The 16,491-nt window shown below is 62.4% G+C and carries 18 protein-coding genes; 13 read left to right on the top strand and 5 right to left on the bottom strand.

The features are described 5' to 3' along the window. Positions 1 to 215: 215 nt before the first annotated feature. The gene (locus tag ACP151_RS14470; protein ID WP_424979612.1) at positions 216 to 1,151 is read left to right on the top strand and encodes an AEC family transporter; all 936 of its coding nucleotides are present in this window, start codon (positions 216 to 218) and stop codon (positions 1,149 to 1,151) included. Between the two features lie 10 nt (positions 1,152 to 1,161). Here ACP151_RS14470 and ACP151_RS14465 read toward each other — a convergent pair whose 3' ends face one another. Beyond that, positions 1,162 to 1,503 carry a cupin domain-containing protein gene (locus tag ACP151_RS14465; RefSeq protein ID WP_424979611.1) on the bottom strand — a complete coding sequence of 114 codons (342 nt, stop codon included), beginning with the start codon at positions 1,501 to 1,503 and terminating at the stop codon, positions 1,162 to 1,164. 227 nt (positions 1,504 to 1,730) lie between these two features. On the opposite strand from ACP151_RS14465, the gene fghA reads away from it, so the two are divergent. From fghA to ACP151_RS14450, 3 genes are read left to right on the top strand one after another with little or no spacing between them, the layout of a single operon-like run. After that, complete coding sequence (gene fghA, locus ACP151_RS14460) at positions 1,731 to 2,564, top strand: S-formylglutathione hydrolase (protein WP_424979610.1); 834 nt, start codon at positions 1,731 to 1,733, stop codon at positions 2,562 to 2,564. 18 nt (positions 2,565 to 2,582) lie between these two features. Next, on the top strand, positions 2,583 to 4,079 hold the full coding sequence (gene sthA, locus ACP151_RS14455) for a Si-specific NAD(P)(+) transhydrogenase (protein WP_424979609.1): 1,497 nt from the start codon (positions 2,583 to 2,585) through the stop codon (positions 4,077 to 4,079). Further along, positions 4,076 to 4,534 carry a YaiI/YqxD family protein gene (locus ACP151_RS14450; protein WP_424979607.1) on the top strand — a complete coding sequence of 153 codons (459 nt, stop codon included), beginning with the start codon at positions 4,076 to 4,078 and terminating at the stop codon, positions 4,532 to 4,534. Before sthA ends, ACP151_RS14450 begins: the two co-directional genes overlap by 4 nt. Before the next feature lie 33 nt (positions 4,535 to 4,567). Here the strand turns inward: ACP151_RS14450 and ACP151_RS14445 are convergent, their stop codons facing one another. Further along, positions 4,568 to 4,861, bottom strand: coding sequence for a hypothetical protein (locus tag ACP151_RS14445; RefSeq protein WP_424979605.1), 294 nt, complete (start codon positions 4,859 to 4,861; stop codon positions 4,568 to 4,570). 109 nt (positions 4,862 to 4,970) lie between these two features. Further along, positions 4,971 to 5,309 carry an NIPSNAP family protein gene (locus tag ACP151_RS14440; protein ID WP_424979604.1) on the bottom strand — a complete coding sequence of 113 codons (339 nt, stop codon included), beginning with the start codon at positions 5,307 to 5,309 and terminating at the stop codon, positions 4,971 to 4,973. Between the two features lie 327 nt (positions 5,310 to 5,636). Between ACP151_RS14440 and ACP151_RS14435 the strand changes: the two genes are divergently transcribed. Genes ACP151_RS14435 through ACP151_RS14420 form a run of 4 tightly spaced genes read left to right on the top strand, consistent with a single transcriptional unit; the run spans position 5,637 to position 8,749 of the window. After that, entirely contained in the window at positions 5,637 to 6,599 is a 963-nt protein-coding gene (locus tag ACP151_RS14435; protein ID WP_424979603.1) for a DMT family transporter, read from the top strand. 4 nt (positions 6,600 to 6,603) lie between these two features. After that, the gene (locus ACP151_RS14430; protein WP_424979602.1) at positions 6,604 to 6,912 is read left to right on the top strand and encodes a hypothetical protein; all 309 of its coding nucleotides are present in this window, start codon (positions 6,604 to 6,606) and stop codon (positions 6,910 to 6,912) included. Continuing rightward, positions 6,909 to 7,826, top strand: a complete 918-nt coding sequence (locus ACP151_RS14425) for an ornithine cyclodeaminase family protein (RefSeq protein WP_424979601.1) — start codon at positions 6,909 to 6,911, stop codon at positions 7,824 to 7,826. The genes ACP151_RS14430 and ACP151_RS14425 overlap by 4 nt, the downstream gene beginning before the upstream one ends. Then, on the top strand, positions 7,823 to 8,749 hold the full coding sequence (locus ACP151_RS14420; protein ID WP_424979600.1) for an alpha/beta fold hydrolase: 927 nt from the start codon (positions 7,823 to 7,825) through the stop codon (positions 8,747 to 8,749). The genes ACP151_RS14425 and ACP151_RS14420 overlap by 4 nt, the downstream gene beginning before the upstream one ends. Positions 8,750 to 8,836: 87 nt before the next feature. Here ACP151_RS14420 and ACP151_RS14415 read toward each other — a convergent pair whose 3' ends face one another. Further along, the gene (locus tag ACP151_RS14415) at positions 8,837 to 10,078 is read right to left on the bottom strand and encodes an MFS transporter (RefSeq protein WP_424979599.1); all 1,242 of its coding nucleotides are present in this window, start codon (positions 10,076 to 10,078) and stop codon (positions 8,837 to 8,839) included. A gap of 205 nt (positions 10,079 to 10,283) precedes the next feature. Here ACP151_RS14415 and rffA point away from each other — a divergent pair, with 205 nt between their 5' ends. The 5 genes from rffA to ACP151_RS14390 all read left to right on the top strand — a co-directional run bounded on the left by rffA (position 10,284) and on the right by ACP151_RS14390 (position 14,968). Next, positions 10,284 to 11,429, top strand: coding sequence for a dTDP-4-amino-4,6-dideoxygalactose transaminase (gene rffA / locus ACP151_RS14410; protein WP_424979598.1), 1,146 nt, complete (start codon positions 10,284 to 10,286; stop codon positions 11,427 to 11,429). Then, positions 11,429 to 11,992 (top strand): acyltransferase, encoded by a 564-nt coding sequence (locus ACP151_RS14405; protein ID WP_424979597.1) that lies wholly within the window; start codon positions 11,429 to 11,431, stop codon positions 11,990 to 11,992. Before rffA ends, ACP151_RS14405 begins: the two co-directional genes overlap by 1 nt. Before the next feature lie 34 nt (positions 11,993 to 12,026). Continuing rightward, positions 12,027 to 12,926: a hypothetical protein gene (locus ACP151_RS14400; RefSeq protein ID WP_424979596.1), complete on the top strand. Its 900-nt coding sequence runs from the start codon at positions 12,027 to 12,029 to the stop codon at positions 12,924 to 12,926. A gap of 66 nt (positions 12,927 to 12,992) precedes the next feature. Further along, positions 12,993 to 14,066 carry a cell division protein ZapE gene (zapE, locus tag ACP151_RS14395; protein ID WP_424979595.1) on the top strand — a complete coding sequence of 358 codons (1,074 nt, stop codon included), beginning with the start codon at positions 12,993 to 12,995 and terminating at the stop codon, positions 14,064 to 14,066. Beyond that, positions 14,063 to 14,968, top strand: coding sequence for a bestrophin family protein (locus ACP151_RS14390; protein ID WP_424979594.1), 906 nt, complete (start codon positions 14,063 to 14,065; stop codon positions 14,966 to 14,968). The genes zapE and ACP151_RS14390 overlap by 4 nt, the downstream gene beginning before the upstream one ends. A gap of 162 nt (positions 14,969 to 15,130) precedes the next feature. Here the strand turns inward: ACP151_RS14390 and ACP151_RS14385 are convergent, their stop codons facing one another. Then, complete coding sequence (locus tag ACP151_RS14385; protein WP_424979593.1) at positions 15,131 to 16,399, bottom strand: bifunctional folylpolyglutamate synthase/dihydrofolate synthase; 1,269 nt, start codon at positions 16,397 to 16,399, stop codon at positions 15,131 to 15,133. Between the last annotated feature and the right edge of the window lie 92 nt (positions 16,400 to 16,491).

Here is a 16,491-nt window from a genome sequence, read left to right as displayed (position 1 = left end):
GGCTGCCCCGCCCCGGTTGGGCCCGGCAGCGCTGACGCGCTGCTGGGCACACAATGCAACCGGTGGTCTCTGCAGGATCCCCTGCCCTGTGCGCAGCACAGGGCCACGCCCAACTGTGAAGGGCAGTCCCCGGACTGCCCATGAACAGGCGGGAGCTTCCCTTACAGTCCGAAAAACAGCCTTTGCCAATTGGTCAGCTCTTGTTACCAATCCCCATGGCCGAGATCTTCTTTCGCACCCTGCCCTTCTTCGCAATCATCGGCCTTGGCTACGGGGCCGGCCGCAGCCGCTTTTTCACCGAGGAAGCCACCGCATATCTCACCAAATTTGTCTTCTATTTCCCACTCTCGGCGATGATCTTCGGCTTTGCTGCCAACCTCTCCTTTGCCGAAGTCTTCGATCCTGCGCTGATCCTCGGCTATCTGGCCGGCACGCTGGCGGTCTATCTGCTGGTGACAGCTGTCGCCATGGCGCGCGGGCTGGATGTACCGACGACGGCGGTGGAGGCGCAATGTGCGGCCATCGGCAATGTCGGCTTCCTTGGCCTGCCGATGATGGCGATCCTGTTCGGCCCGGCCTCGGTTGCACCGATGATGGTGGTGCTCAGCGTTGATCTGGTGGTGTTCTCATCGCTGATCGTCATTCTGATCAACGCAGGCCGCGGCCAGGGCCAAGGATCCAACCTGGGTTTGGCGACCCTGAAGCTCGTTGGGCTGGGCTTGCTGAAGAACCCGATGATCCTGTCCATTGTCGCAGGCCTTGCCTGGTCAGCCTCAGAGCTGCCGATCCCGGGGCCCGCAAATGATTTCCTGACGATCCTCGGCGGCGCCGCCACGCCCGGCGCGCTGTTTGCCATCGGTGCCTCGCTGGCTTCAAAATCGGCGGAGCGGGTGCAGGTCGCGGGCTGGCTCAGCTTTGCCAAACTGGTGCTGCACCCGACCTGCGTCGCTGTCGCCGTGCTGTGGCTGATCCCGGCAGCGCCGTTCTCTGCCGCCGTTGCCATCGCGGCTGCCTCCCTGCCGGTGGCGGGCAATGTCTATATGCTGGCGCAACACTACGGCGTGGCCCCACACCGGGCCTCCGCCGCTATTTTCATTTCTACCGTGGTATCGATCGTCACCGTACCTGCGGTCATCGCCTGGGTCTCCTGAACCCGCGATTTCAGAGCCGGATCACGTAATCCTTGCGAGTGGTCTCGATCACCTCCCAGGTACCGCTGAAACCGGGCCGCAGGATGAAGCTGTCGCCGGCCGCCAGCGGATATTCACTGCCGTCATCGCTGGTGATCACCGACCGCCCCTGCAGAATTCGGCAGTATTCCCACTCGTCATAAGAAATCCGCCACTTACCTGGTGTCGACTGCCAGATGCCGCAGTACAGGCCCTCGCGCTCCTCGGCATTCCAGGTGGTAAACACCGGATCGCCAGCAATCACTTTCTCCGGCGCCGGGCGCTCCACTTCCGCCTCCGCAGCCTCCGGTGTCAGTCTCAGAAAATCGCTCATGGCTTTTGCCTCCCTCTTGTCTTGGCTGCGGACAGTCCCGGTTTTCACCGCTGCTGTCCAGCGCCCCATTGCACATTTGCTGCCACCGCCACGCAGCCGATGCGGATAATGTTTGCGAATTCGCAATCCTTCTGCCGCAAAAACAAGCATTGCTGCCGCCCTCCCGCTGGACCCTGAGGCCAACTGCGGATAGCGATAGGGCTAACAGATTTTGAGGAGCCTTACCCATGGAAACCGTTTCCGAGAACCGCGCCTTTGGCGGCACTCAGGGCGTCTACAAACACGCCAGCACCGCAACCGGCTGCGATATGACCTTTGGCCTGTTCCTGCCGGAGGAAGCCAAAGACGGTCCGGTGCCGGTGCTGTGGTATCTTTCGGGCCTCACCTGCACCCATGAGAACGCCATGACCAAGGCCGGCGCCCAGGCCTGGTGCGCCGAGCAGGGCATCGCCATCGTCTTCCCCGACACGTCGCCGCGCGGCGAAGGCGTGGCGGATGATGACGCCTATGACCTGGGCCAGGGCGCAGGCTTTTATGTAAACGCCACCCAGGACCCCTGGGCGCCGCATTTTCGCATGTGGGACTATGTGGCGGAGGAACTGCCCGCACTCCTGGGGGAGAAATTCGCCATCGACCTGGACCGCCAGGCGATCACCGGCCATTCCATGGGCGGCCACGGCGCGCTGACTTTGGCGATGAACCTGCCGGGCCGCTACAAGTCGGTTTCCGCCTTTGCACCGATCTGCAACCCGACCGCATCGGATTGGGGCCGCAAACAGCTGAGCGCCTACCTGGGCGACGATGAAGCCGCCTGGGCCAAACATGACGCCACCCTCATGATGCGCGAAACAGGGTTCGACGGCCCGGTCCTGATCGACACCGGCACCGCAGATCAGTTCATTGACCTCCTGAAACCCGAAGCGCTGGCCCATGCGGTGGCCGAACGCCGCCAGCAGGCCACCCTGCGGATGCAGCCGGGCTATGACCACAGCTACTTCTTCGTGTCGACCTTCATGGAGGAGCATGTCTCCTTCCATGCCGACGCGCTGTACCAAAACTAAAGAACGAAGGACGCGGCCATGAGTGACGAATTTGATTATGACCTGATCATCATCGGTTCCGGCCCCTCGGGCCGCGCCGCTGCCATCCAGGCAGGCAAGCTGCACCGCCGGGTGCTGGTGATCGACCGCAAGGACCGGCTGGGGGGCGTGTCGGTGCACACCGGCACCATCCCGTCGAAAACCCTGCGTGAAACCGTGCTGAACCTGTCGGGCTGGCGCGAACGGTCTTTCTATGGCCGCTCCTACCGGGTCAAGGACGACATCCTCGCCGATGACCTGAAAACCCGCCTGCACCAGACGCTGGATCACGAAGTCGACGTGCTGGAACACCAGTTCAACCGCAACCACGTGGACACGCTGCACGGTCTGGCGAAATTCATTGGTCCCAATGAGGTCGAGGTCGCGACCGAGGCCGGGGAGACCACCTGCCTGACGGCAGAGAAATTCCTGATCTCCACCGGCACCAAGACCTATCGCCCCGACTATGTGCCCTTCAACGGCACCACCATTGTGGATGGCGACGAGTTTCTGGAAATGGCGGAAATCCCGCGCTCGCTGGTGGTGATCGGCGCCGGCGTCATCGGGGTGGAATATGCCACCATGTTCTCTGCCCTGGACGTGCGCGTCACATTGATCGAACCGCGCGAGACCTTCCTGGATTTCATCGACAAACGGCTGATTCAGGAATTCACCCATCAGATCCGTGACAACGGTGTGGACCTGCGACTGGGTTCTGCAGTGGAGACTATCGAGGATGCGGGCGAACATATCGAGGTCACGCTGGAAAACGGCCGCCACGTGCGCGCAGAAATGCTGCTGTTTGCAGCCGGGCGCATGGGGGCCACCGCGTCGCTGAATCTCGAGGCCACCGGCCTCAAGACCGACCACCGCGGCCGTCTCAGCGTTGACCGCAAGACCTACCAGACCGAGGTGCCGCATATCTATGCCACCGGCGATGTGATCGGCCACCCTTCGCTGGCCTCCACCTCGCTGCAGCAGGGCCGGGTTGCCGCCTGCCATGCGCTCGACACGCCGACCATGCCGGAAAGCCCCTGGTATCCCTATGGCATCTATTCAGTGCCGGAAATGTCCACCTGCGGCATGTCCGAAGAAGAGCTGAAAGAACGCGGCATTCCTTATGAGGTCGGCGAGGCCCGCTTTCGCGAAACCTCGCGCGGCCACATCATGGGGCTGGAGCACGGCATGCTGAAGATGCTGCTGTCCCTCAAAACCCGCCGGGTGCTGGGGGTGCAGATCGTCGGCGAAGGCGCAACGGAACTGATCCACATCGGACAGGCGGTGATGAACCTCAAGGGTACGGTCGATTACTTCGTGCAGAACACCTTCAACTACCCGACCCTGGCCGAGGCCTATAAGGTCGCAGGGCTGGACGCCTTCAACCGGATGCCGATCCCGGAAGAATTCAAGGTGAAGAAACCCGCCCGCAAACCCAAGGCCAAACCCGCCCCCAAGGCGGAAAAGCCTGCCGAAGCGGACAAGAAGGCCGCCGAGTGACCGCGCTTTACATCGACGCCGACGCCTGCCCGGTCAAGCAAGAGGCAGAGCGGGTTGCCACCCGCCATAGGGTGCGCATGTTCGTGGTCTCCAATGGCGGGCTGCGCCCCTCGCAGAACCCGCTGGTGGAAACCGTGATTGTGTCCGAGGGCGCCGATGTGGCCGACATGTGGATCGCTGAGCGCTGCGGCCCCGGCGACGTGGTGGTGACGGGCGACATCCCCCTTGCAGCCAAATGCATCGAGGCTGGCGCCCGCGTGCTGCGCCACAACGGCGAGCGGTTTACTGAGGCCAACATCGGCCAGCAACTGGCGATGCGCGACCTGATGGCCGACCTGCGCGCCGCCAACCCGCTGGGCGCAGGCGGCAGCGGCAAAGGTTTCACCAAGGCCGACCGCTCCCGCTTTCTGGATGCGCTGGAACGCGAACTGCGTGCTGCAGAGGCGGGCCGCTAGTTTCGACCGGCTTAAGTCTTCAGGCGGCGGCCCTTACACTGGAACAAATGCCAACCAGCCCAATTTTTCCGCAACCATAAAGTAACCCGCGAACAGGCTAACAGCCACCAGCCAGTGCAAGAACGCATTCATCCGTTTGCCTTGTTTGGGAACCAGGCCGAAAATCCTGAAAAATCCGAGCGTAACATCCATAATCATCAGCGTGAACATCATTTGCCGGACCATAAAATATAGGCTCAATGCCACCAACACTACTAATGCTATCATGCTTTGCGGCAGTATTCGCCATGCGTCGCCATTCGCCTGCGCAACCACCTCAGTTTCCATCATAAAACCTTGCTTCAAAATCACTCTGCTTCGGGGTTGGCTAAACTTTCCAAAGCCTCAGCGTCAAGCCGATACCAAGGATGGTGAAGGTCGGCAGTACTATCCCCTACTAACCCATCGCAGCCTTCAACGGCGCCAGGTCCCCCTCCAGAACCGGGAGCAGGAAGGTCCGGTCATAGCGCCGGACAATTCCGCTCTCCTTTGCAAACCGGAACGCCGCCAGACAATCGGCATCCTCAAAGCTGCGCGCGCGATAGTCCTCATAGGCCGCCAGCGAAGGAAAAGAAAACAGCGCCACCGCCAGGTCATTGGCGCTTTCATGCGGCAGGAAGTAGCCATGATGGGTGCCGCCGAACCGCGCCACCAGCGGAATCCAGGCCTTGGCATAGATCTCAAAGGCTTCGACCTTGTCGGGATGAATTTCATAAGTGATGTAGCAGGTGATCATGGGTGTCTCTTTTGCAGGTTTGCTTCCAAGGCTATGCGCCACTGCCCGCCTTGCCCAATGACTTTGCGTGATCCCCCTGATCGCAAACACAAATACCCGAACCAAACAGGCCTGCTCCGGGGGCAAGGCACCGCGCCAGAGGACAATGTCTGAGCAAGATGTGGCCGTGACGCCGGAACAGGCTGCCCAGCACTGGCACAGACACGATCAGGGCGGGGTCTGCCCCGGAATTTCACCCTGGAAAAATTGCATTTTTCCGCCCCCGCCCATTGCCCGCTTTCACCAAATCAGCCACTGATCAAAGTCAGGGAGCAAAAGGGCAACAGCATGAGCGCAGAGGCAAAAGTCAGCGTCCCCGGCCTGTTTGCCGCGGTCGGCGCGGGTATTGCCTTCTCCGTCGTCGACATGATCTTCAAATTCCTGTCGGGCGATTATCCGCTCTATGAAGTTGTGCTGTTCCGCTCGGTTGTGGCGATGATCGTGATGCTGGCTATCATCGTTCCGCTGGAAGGCGGCTACCACCTGTTGCGCACCCATCAGCCGAAACTGCACCTGCTGCGCTGTTTCGTGGTGTTCTTTGCCAATATCTGCTTCTTCACCGGTCTCACCCTGCTGCCGCTGGCAGAGGCAGTGGCGATAGCCTTTGCCACCCCGCTGATCGTCACCGCCCTGTCGGCGCTGTTCCTGGGCGAACGCCCCGGTCCCTGGCGCTGGGGCGCAGTATGTGCTGGTTTTCTGGGGGTTCTCATCATCATGCGCCCCGGCGTGGGGACGTTTCAGCCCGCCGCCCTGCTGCCGTTCCTGGGCGCCTGCGGCTATGCCACCCTGCATGTTCTGACCCGCCGGGCAGGCAGCAGCGAAGCCGGCGCCACGCTCGCATTCTATCCAGTGCTGGGCTTTCTTGTGCTGAGCTCTCTGGCCGGGCTTGCCTTTGGCGACGGGCGCTTTGCCACTGGCAGCAGCCCTGCCTTCGACTTCGTCCTGCGCGCCTGGGTCTGGCCCGCCCCCGACGACTGGCCCTATCTGATCGGCGCAGGCCTTGCAGGTTCGGCAGGCGGCTATCTGGTCAGCCAGGCCTACCGCATGAACGAAGCCGCCCTGGCCGCCCCGTTTGAATATATCGCCATGCCAATGTCGGTTCTGTGGGGCCTCCTGATCTTCCGCGAATGGCCGGATCTGGCTGTCTGGTCCGGCAGCGCCCTGATCATTGCTTCAGGCCTGGTCTCAGTCTGGAGCGAGACCCGCAAGAACCGTCCTGCCCCGCGTCCGCGCCCGCGGACAGAAGGATAGCGCCATGGCAGCAGCAGCAAAAGCCGTCGCCTCTGACCTTGGTGGCATGCTGATCGAATGGGAGCCGGAACAGCATCCCGCCTGGTCCGGGGGCATCCGCTGGTGGCACGACTGCCGACTGCAAATGGGTCTGCGCGGCTGTGACCGCGCATTTGTCTCCATGCATCTGAAATGCATCAAGCCAGAGCCGGAAATCTATGCCATTCTGGCGCGCAAAATCGGGGGGACGCCGGGCCGGCTGGTGCAGGCGGCTCAGCTGACGAAACCAGAAGCGGCCGGAGCCGGCACAGCAGTAAGGACCAAGATCACATGAGCATTCCATTCATCGGCTTTGACGAGGGCGAGGCGCTGCTCGACTGGATCAGCTTCACAGAGGCACTGGCCGCCAGCCATGATCTGCCCAGGGCAGAGATGAGCGATACGTTCCTTTACCGTGATCCCGACACGCTGCTGAGCCGCTCCGCCTGGATCGACGGCCTGGGGCTGGCAGTGAAAACCGCCAATGTCTTCCCGCGCAACCCCGATGCCGGCAAACCGATGATCAACGGCTCCGTCTGCCTCTACTCCGACACCGACGGCACGCTCGAAGCTCTTGTGGATTTCCATCTGGTAACCAAGTGGAAGACCGCCGGCGACAGTCTTCTGGGCGCGCTGCGGCTGGCTGACCCCGATGCGAAAGAGGTGCTGATTGTCGGCGCCGGCACCGTTGGCGGCTCTTTGATCGAGGCTTTCTCTGCCGGGTTTCCACAAGCGCAGATCCGGGTCTGGAACCGCACCGCATCCAAGGCGCAGGACCTCTGCGCCCGATACAGCGGCACCAAACATGCCCCCGAACTGGAACCGGCGGTGCGCAATGCCGATATCATCGTCACCTGCACCATGTCGTCCGAGCCGGTGATCCAGGGCGCATGGCTGCGCCCCGGCCAGCATCTCAACCTGATCGGTGCCTACCGCCCCGACATGCGCGAAGCTGACGACGCAGCACTGCAGCGCGCACAGATCTACTGCGACAGTTTTGGCACGACACTGGATCACATTGGCGAGTTCAAGATCCCCCTGGCAAGCGGCACCATCCAGCGCAGCGATGTGCTGGCAGACTATTACAGCATCGCTGATTTTCCGGCCTTCGAGCCTGGGCGCATCACCCTGTTCAAGAACGGCGGCGGCGGCCATCTGGATCTGATGACCAGCCACCACATCCTGCAAAAGTGGAAGGCCCAAGCATGATCTGGCTTCTTCTGATAGTCCTGACGGTCGCCCTGGCCCCCTTCCTGCGCGAAACCAGGCGCAAAGTGATGAACACCGCCGCCCGCAAAGATGCGCCGGGCAGCTTTGCCAGCCTCTCCGGCGGCCTCACGCATTACCGCTGGACAGGCCCCCTCCGCGGCCCTGTCGCGGTCTGCGTGCACGGCCTGACCACCCCCTCCTTCGTCTGGAATGGCATCGCTGCGGGGCTGGGCGCCATGGGCTACCGGGTGCTGACCTACGATCTCTACGGACGCGGCTATTCCGACCGCCCCAAAGGGCTGCAGGACCGCGCCTTCTTCCTCTCCCAGCTAGAAGAACTTCTGGAGGATCAGCAGGCGGGCAGCGACATCACCCTGATCGGTTATTCCATGGGCGGCGCCATCGCCACCGCCTTTGCAGCGGCCCATCCAACCCGTCTGCGCGAACTGATCCTGCTGGCGCCAGCCGGTTTTGGCCGCAGCCCGGACCGCGTGACGCAGATCATCCGCCATGTTCCCCTGATTGGCAGCTGGCTGATGCACGCGATTTACCCCACCCTGCACATGCGCGGCACAGAAGCCGAGCGCAGCCTGCCTTCCTCTGTGCCGGGCATCACTGACTTGCAGCAGAAGGAACTGGGCTTCAGGGGGTTCATCCCCGCGGTGCTTGCCTCCCTGCGCGGCATCCTGAACGAGGATTTCACCGAAGAGCTGCGCAGCCTGCACAAAAAGGGCGTGCCGGCACTGGCAATCTGGGGCCAGGATGACGCGGTCATCCCGCCAAACTCCGCGGGCCGCCTGGCGGAGCGCGCCCGCTCCCTCCGGCAAGAAGAAATCCCCGGCGCCGGCCACGGCCTGCCCTATACCCACACCTCCGGGGTGCTGGACATCATCGCAGAAAACCACCGCCGCGGGCTGGTATAGCCCTGCCCCTCTTCATCTTTCCAACAATACTCCGGGGTCCGGGGCAGCGCCCCGGTCCTGCGGCCCGCGCCGGACAATACGACGGTGTTACGCCGCCGCGGCCTGCCCCAGCGGGCGTTCTTTCACCGGCAGATGCACAATCGCACTGAACGCCCCGACTGCAACGCCGATCCACCAGACAAAGGTGTAATCTCCATAGGCGTCATACATCCGCCCGCCCAGCCAAACCCCCAGGAAACTGCCCAGCTGATGGCTGAAGAAGACAATGCCATAAAGCGTGCCCATGTAGCGCAGCCCATAGATATGCGCGACCAGACCCGAGGTCAGCGGCACGGTGGCCAGCCACAGCGACCCCATCGCAACCGAGAAGATGATGACGCTCATAGGCGTGATCGGGAACAGGATGAATGCCGCCGCCGCAATCGTACGCCCGGTATAGATCGCCGCCAGCAGGTATTTCTTGGAATAGCGCTTGCCCAGATAGCCCGCCAGCAGCGTACCGCCCACATTGGCCGCGCCAATCAGCGAAATCGCAACCGCCCCCAGCGCCGAGGTTGAGGTGATCCCCATCGAATGCAGCATCCCGCCCGGCAGGATCGGTCCGCACATCTCGGTGACAAAGGCCGGGAAATGCGCAGTCACAAAAGCCAGCTGATAACCGCAGCTGAAAAAGCCCAGAAAGATCAGAGTATAAGACGGATCCTTGAACGCCTTGATCAGGATCGCGCCCATGCTCTCCTCCAGCTCGGCCTTGCTGGCAGTCTCGGGTACCCGCATCAGCGGCAGCAGCGCAATCAGCGCCAGCACCACGCCCGCAAACACCAGAAAAATCGTCTGCCAGGGCAAAAAGCCCAGCATCCATTCCGCCGTCGGCGCGCCAAAGATCTGCCCCGCAGACCCGGCCGCAGTGACAATCGCCAGCGACATGGACCGGTTCTCGTCGGAACTGGCCCGCCCCACAACTGCCAGCACCACGCCAAACCCGGTGCCGGCAATGCCGAACCCCACCAGCCATTCATAGGCCTGCATTTCAAACGGGGTGGTCGAGGCCGCGCTCAGTACCAGCCCGGCCGCATAGACAATGGCGCCCATGATGATCGCCTTGCGGTCGCCGATCTTCTCGGCAATGGCACCGAAAATAGGCTGCCCGATGCCCCAGGCCAGATTCTGAATGGCAATCGCCAAGGAGAATTCCGAGCGCAGCCAGCCGAACTCTTCCGCAATCGGGATCTGAAAGACACCAAAGGACGCTCGCACCGCAAAGCTCACCATGATGATGATACAGCCGACGATCAGAACGGGGGTAAACAGCGGCGCGGAACGGTCCATGGCTCTCTCCTGACAAGCCGCTGAACCTTCTGGAATTTTACAGATGCTGTCAAATCAGGAATTCTGGTTGCATGGCTAAAAGATTTTGATGCCACCGGAAATGGTGCAGGGCTGCCGCCTGCCCCAGCCCCGCCCCCGGTTCCCTTGCGGCTTCTGGCAAAGCCAATATAAAGGTCGGCGAAGATCAAGCGAGGCAGGCTGGCAAATGGGCACGGCGAAAATTCCGTTCAACAAACCCTCGATGATCGGCGGGGAACTGGCACATATCCAGGAGGCGCTGGAGTTCGGGCAGCTGTCCGGAGACGGCCGGTTTACGCATCTGTGTAACGCCCAGATCGCGGAAAAGACCGGCGCCGATGCGGCACTACTGACCCATTCCTGCACTGCGGCGTTGGAAATGGCTGCGCTTTTGTGCGACCTGCAGCCGGGCGACGAAGTGATCATGCCGTCGTTCACCTTTGTCTCCACTGCCAATGCCGTCGCCCTGCGCGGCGCAGTGCCGGTGTTCGTGGACATCGACCCGGAAACGCTCAACATCGATCCAGAGAAAGCGGCAGCCGCCATCAGCCCCCGCACCCGCGCCATTTTTGCGGTACACTATGCGGGCTTCCCTGCCGACATGGACCGCCTGACAGAAATCGCCCGCGCCCATGAACTGCTGCTGGTGGAGGATGCGGCGCAGGCCTTCGGATCCACCTACAAGGGCCGCCCGGCGGGATCGCTGGGGGATATGGGCGCTTTCAGCTTTCACGAGACAAAGAACATCATCAGCGGCGAAGGCGGTGCATTGACCCTGACCCGCCCCGATCTGGTGGAGCGGGCCGAGATCATCCGCGAGAAAGGCACCAACCGCTCCCGCTTCCTGCGTGGGCAGGTGGACAAATACACCTGGGTCGATATCGGCTCTTCCTTCCTGCCCGGCGAGCTCATTGCCGCCTTCCTCTATGGCCAACTTGAGCAATCCGAGGCGATCCTGGAAACGCGCCTTGCCCTGTACGACCGCTATTGCGCGGCCTTTGCAGACCTGCAGGCCGCAGGCCGCGTCACCCTGCCCAAGGCACCGCCGGACACCACCGGCAACGGGCATATGTTCTATCTGCTGATGCGCGATCTGGAAGACCGCGATGCCTTCATCGCCGCCATGCGCGAAGCAGACATCATCGCCCCCTTCCACTATGTGCCGCTGCATTCTGCACCCGCAGGCCTGCGCTATGGCCGCAGCGCCGGCGATCTGCCCGTGACCAATGACATCTCTGCGCGGCTGGTCCGCCTGCCGATGTATTTCGCGCTTGGCAGCAGCATCGAAACCGTGATTGCGACGGCCCGCAGCTGGCTGCAGCAGACCCCCTGATGGCCTATTACACACAGGACGCTCTGGACGGCATGGGCTTTGCCTCGCTCGGCCGCAACGTCCGGATCAGCGACAAGGCGTCGCTCTACGAGGTGCATAAAATGCACATCGGCGACAATTGCCGGATCGATGATTTCTGCGTGGTCTCCGGCAGGATCAGCCTTGGGCGCAATGTCTACATCGGCCCCTTCTGCCTGCTGGCCGGCGGTGAGCCCGGCATTGCAATGGAAGACTTTGCGACCCTGGCTTACCGTGTGTCAGTCTTTTCCCAGTCCGACGACTACAGTGGCGCCACCATGACCAACCCCACGGTTCCCGCCGCCTACAAGACGGAAATCAAGGTTCCCGTGCACATAGGCCGCCATTGTATTGTCGGCGCCGGCTCCCTGATTTCTCCCGGTGTGACACTGGCAGAAGGCTGCTCGGTCGGATCCGCCTCTTTGGTGTTGAAATCAACCAGCCCTTGGACCGTCTACGCGGGCAGCCCGGCGCGCCGGCTGAAAGACCGCAAACGCGATCTGCTGGAGCTGGAAAAGCAGTATCTCGCCACTGAAGCGGACTAAGCCGCCGCACGCGATATCATTGACAGGAAAACAGATGACAGAGCGGCCGAACTACATTGTGTACGCCCCCGCCTTTGACCCCGACAGCGGCGGCAGCATTTTCCTGCATGAGCTGGTCAACACGCTGAATGACCTGGGGGAACAGGCCTTCCTGTGGCCCTGGCGCCGCCTGCCCGCCGCCGGCCTGCGGGCAGAGCTTCTGTCGCGCCTGCGCCTGCCCGGCTCCCGCTGGGCGCGCGCTTATGGCACCAATCCCAGCCTCAACACCCCGGTGGCCCAGCCCGCAGATTTCAAACCATCCAGCATCGTCGTTTACCCTGAAGTCACCCTGGGCAACCCGATGCAGGCGCGGAACGTGACCCGCTGGCTGCTCTATAAACCCGGTGTCGAGAACCCGTTTAAATTCACACAAGAAGAAATGTTCTTTCGCGCGGGCAGCATTTGCGACATCCCCGAAATCACCGGCGGCGCCACCGACCTGTTCATGTGGCGCCGCAACCCGGCCTACCGGAACGAAAACCGCCCGGACCGCAGCGGCGCCTGCTATATCATGCGCAAGGGCGCGCATAAGGACCGCATCCCGGAAACAGAAAACGCCATCCAGGTCGACGGTCTCTCGCATGAGGAGATCGCAGAGATCTTCAACCGCTGCGACACTTTCTATTCCTACGACGAAGCGACATTCTATTCCCAGTACGCGGCCATCTGCGGCTGCCAAAGCGTGGTGATCCCGGGAATTTACACCAGCCGCGCGGAATGGAACCAAAACCACGCACTGGGCCGCTATGGCATCGCCTATGGCACAAGCACAGCAGAACTGGAGCATGCAGAGGCAACCCGCCACATGGTTACAGGCCTATTGCAGGAACAGGAAGACCAGGGCCGGCGCTCAGTGGAGACCTTCGTGCAGCTGACCCAGGACCGCTTCGGCTAGACCGCAGGGCTGCCGCCTCCATTCCCGCGCTTCCCATCCACTGCGCCCCGCGTTATCCCTGTTCTCATGACCCATCTGACCACGCTTTACCGGCAGAAAATCGACGCGGGCGACCTCCAGCCTGATCCGGCCCAGGAGGCCGTCCTGCCCCATTTCGACCGCATCGCCGAGGGGCTGATCGCACCGCCGGTCAAACGCGGCTTCTTCCGCCGCGCCGAGTATGAGCCGGTGCAGGGGCTCTACCTCTGGGGCGGGGTCGGGCGCGGCAAGTCGATGCTGATGGATCTGTTTGTCGACAGTCTGGAAGATATCCCTGCGCGCCGGGTGCATTTTCATGCCTTCATGCAGGAAATCCACAGCCAGATGCATGAGGCGCGCCAGCAGGGCGTCGAGGATGCGCTGGCGCCGGTGGCCAAATCGGTGGCTGAGTCGGTGCGCCTGCTGGCGTTCGACGAGATGCAGATCACCGACATCACCGACGCGATGATTGTCGGGCGCCTGTTCCAAGCGCTGTTCGAGGCAGGCGTCTGCGTCATTACCACATCCAACCGGGTGCCGGATGATCTTTATAAAAATGGGCTGAACCGGCAGCTGTTCCTGCCGTTCATCGACCTCATCAAGGCGCAGATGGACGTGCATGAGATGGTCAGCCCGATCGATTACCGCCAGCACCGGCTCACTGGTGCGCAGGTCTATTTTGCGCCCGTCGATGCAGAGGCACGGGCGCAGATCCGTGCCATCTGGACGGATCTTTCGGGTGGCCCGGCACAGCCGCTGACGCTGGAGGTGAAGGGCCGCGAAGTCACCCTGCCCGCCTTCCGCAACGGCGTCGCGCGTGCCAGCTTTTATGACCTGTGCGGCAAGATGCTGGGGCCGGGCGACTATCTGGCCATTGCCGAAGAGGTAAAGGTTCTGGTGCTCGAGGACATCCCACGTCTTTCGCGCAATAATTTCAACGAGGCCAAGCGTTTCGTGACCCTGATCGACGCGCTGTACGAGGCCCGCGTGCGGCTGATCTGCTCGGCCGCGGCGCAGCCCGAGATGCTTTATGTCGAGGGCGAGGGCACCTTTGAATTCGAACGCACCGCCTCGCGGCTGCGCGAAATGCAAGACAGGGATTGGGGCCTCTCCGAGCCATGATTGTCCGCGAAACCCCCAGCCGCTGGGAGCTGTTCCTGATCCTCAACGGATCGGTTGTGCCCCGCATCCTGCCCAACATCATCGGCACCGCGCTTTGGGCGCTGCTGCTGTTGCTGCTTGACCGCTATGTCTTTGCGATGCCGCATATGTCCATCGGCGCCATTGGGGTTTTCGGCCTGTCGCTGTCGCTGTTCCTCAGCTTCCGCAACAACGCCGCCTACGAACGCTGGTGGGAGGCGCGCAAGATCTGGGGGCGGATGGTGTCGGATGTGCGCAGCCTGGCACAGGAGCTTCGAATCTTTGCAGGTCAGGGCCCGGATGAAGAATATATTCTGCGCCGCATTCTGGCCTTTCACCATCTGCACCGCGCCCAGCTGCGCGGTGATGACGTGGCCGATGTGGTTCGCCATTGGGTGGGCGAGGACGCAGCGGAAGATTTCCAGACGAACGCAAATGCGCCCAACGCCGCCCTGCGCGATATCGCAACCCGGCTGCGCGAGATGGCCGAGGCCGGGCGTATCGACGGTTTCGGCCAACGTGCTCTGACGGAACGGCTGGCGGCTTTCCCCGCGGCCCAGGCCGGCAATGAGCGGCTGCTGACCACGCCGCTGCCTTTTGTCTACTCATTGCTGGTGTGGCGCACGACCTATCTCTATTGTCTGCTGCTGCCTTTTGCGCTGCTGGACACGGCTGGCTGGTTCGAACCGCTGGTGGCAGCGGTGGCGGCCTATGTGTTCTTTGGCCTCGCGCAGGTAACCCATGAACTGGAGCACCCGTTCCGCAAACAGGCCAATTCAGTGCCGCTCAGCGCGTTGTGCCGGGTGATGGAAATCTCGGTCTGCAATGCACTTGGCCGTGACGTCCCGCCCCGGCTGGAACCGGTGAACTACGTCCTCGACTAACGACTGACAGCTAAAAGGGGCTCTGCCCCCGGCCTGACGGCCTCCCCCGGGGTATTTTCAGCCAGAAAGAAGCACAGGCCGCGCCGCGCCAGCGGCGCCCGGCCCAACGGGATGAGATCGCCAGATCGAAGCCGGGCGGGAGAGCCCCCGCCGCAGAAAAAGTCAGCCGTTTTCGCGTAGGATATGGCCCGCCAGATAGAGCGAACCGCAGATCAGCACACGCGCCTGCGGATCCCTGGCCGTGATTGCCTGCAGCGCCGCCAAAGTGCTGTCCGCCGTGCCGGCCTCAATGCCCACGGACTTGGCTGCTGCCTCGGTCTCTTCGGCGCTCAGCGTGTTCACCTCATCCGGGATCGAAATCGCGATGAGGCTTGCGGCCTGGGCGGCCAGCGGCTGCATATAGCCGCTCACGTCCTTGGTGTTCAGCATGCCGCAGATCAGATGGGTGGGCCGTTTGGGCAATTTGGCCAGCACATCCGCCAGCGCAATGCCCGCAGCCGCGTTGTGGCCCCCGTCCAGCCAGAGTTCCGCTTCTGGTGCAGCCTCGATCAACAGGCCGGTTTTCAGCCGCTGCATCCGGGCGGGCCATTCGGCGTTTTTCATCGCCGCCTCGCAGGCGGCCTCATCGGCGCCCAGATGGCGCAAGGCTGCCAGAGCCGCACCGGCGTTCTGGATCTGATGTGCGCCGAGCAATGCAGGCAGCGGCAGATCCAGCAGCCCGTTTTCGTCCTGAAAGACCAGACGGCCGTGTTCCTCATGCACATGCCAGTGCTGACCGTATGCGATCAGCGGCGCGCCGAGACGGGCGGCAACAGCCTCGATCACTTCCATCGCCTCCTCCGGCTGCGGGCCGACAACAACCGGCACGCCACGCTTGATGATACCGGCCTTCTCTGCAGCAATCTTGGCCAGCGTATCGCCCAGGAATTGCTCATGGTCGATGGAGACAGGAGTGATCACCGACACCTCGGGCGTGATGACATTGGTGGCATCAAGCCGCCCACCCAGACCCACTTCCAGCAGCGTAAAATCCGCTGGCGTGCGGGAAAACGCCAGCAGGCCGGCAACTGTGGTGATCTCGAAATAGGTGATGTTCTCGCCATTGTTCGCTGCATAGCACTCATCCAGAATCTCGGTGAGATGCGCCTCGGAGATCAGCTCCCCTGCCAGCCGGATCCGCTCATGGAACCGTGCCAGATGCGGCGAGGTATAGGCGTGCACGCGTTTGCCCATGCCCTCCAGACCGGCGCGGATCATCGCCTGGGTTGACCCCTTGCCGTTGGTGCCCGCGAGATGGATCACCGGCGGCAGTTTTTCCTGCGGGTTGTCCAGCGCTGCCAGCAGCTGCCAGACCCGGTCCAGCGTCAGGTCGATGATCTTGGGGTGCAGCGCCATCATGCGGGCGAGGATCGCGTCGGAGGTCTGGGTCATCAGCCTGGTCCTGTCAGAACGAAATGTCTTGCGTGGCATAAAAACGCCCGCCCTGCTCAGGACGGGCGCTGCCCGGTCTTGCAGCCGGGCGG

Origin of the sequence: Leisingera sp. S232 (assembly GCF_049800895.1) — a bacterium.
Classification (GTDB): domain Bacteria; phylum Pseudomonadota; class Alphaproteobacteria; order Rhodobacterales; family Rhodobacteraceae; genus Leisingera.
Note: the sequence above shows the minus strand (reverse complement) of the source record. Positions and strands in the feature narration are given on the sequence as shown.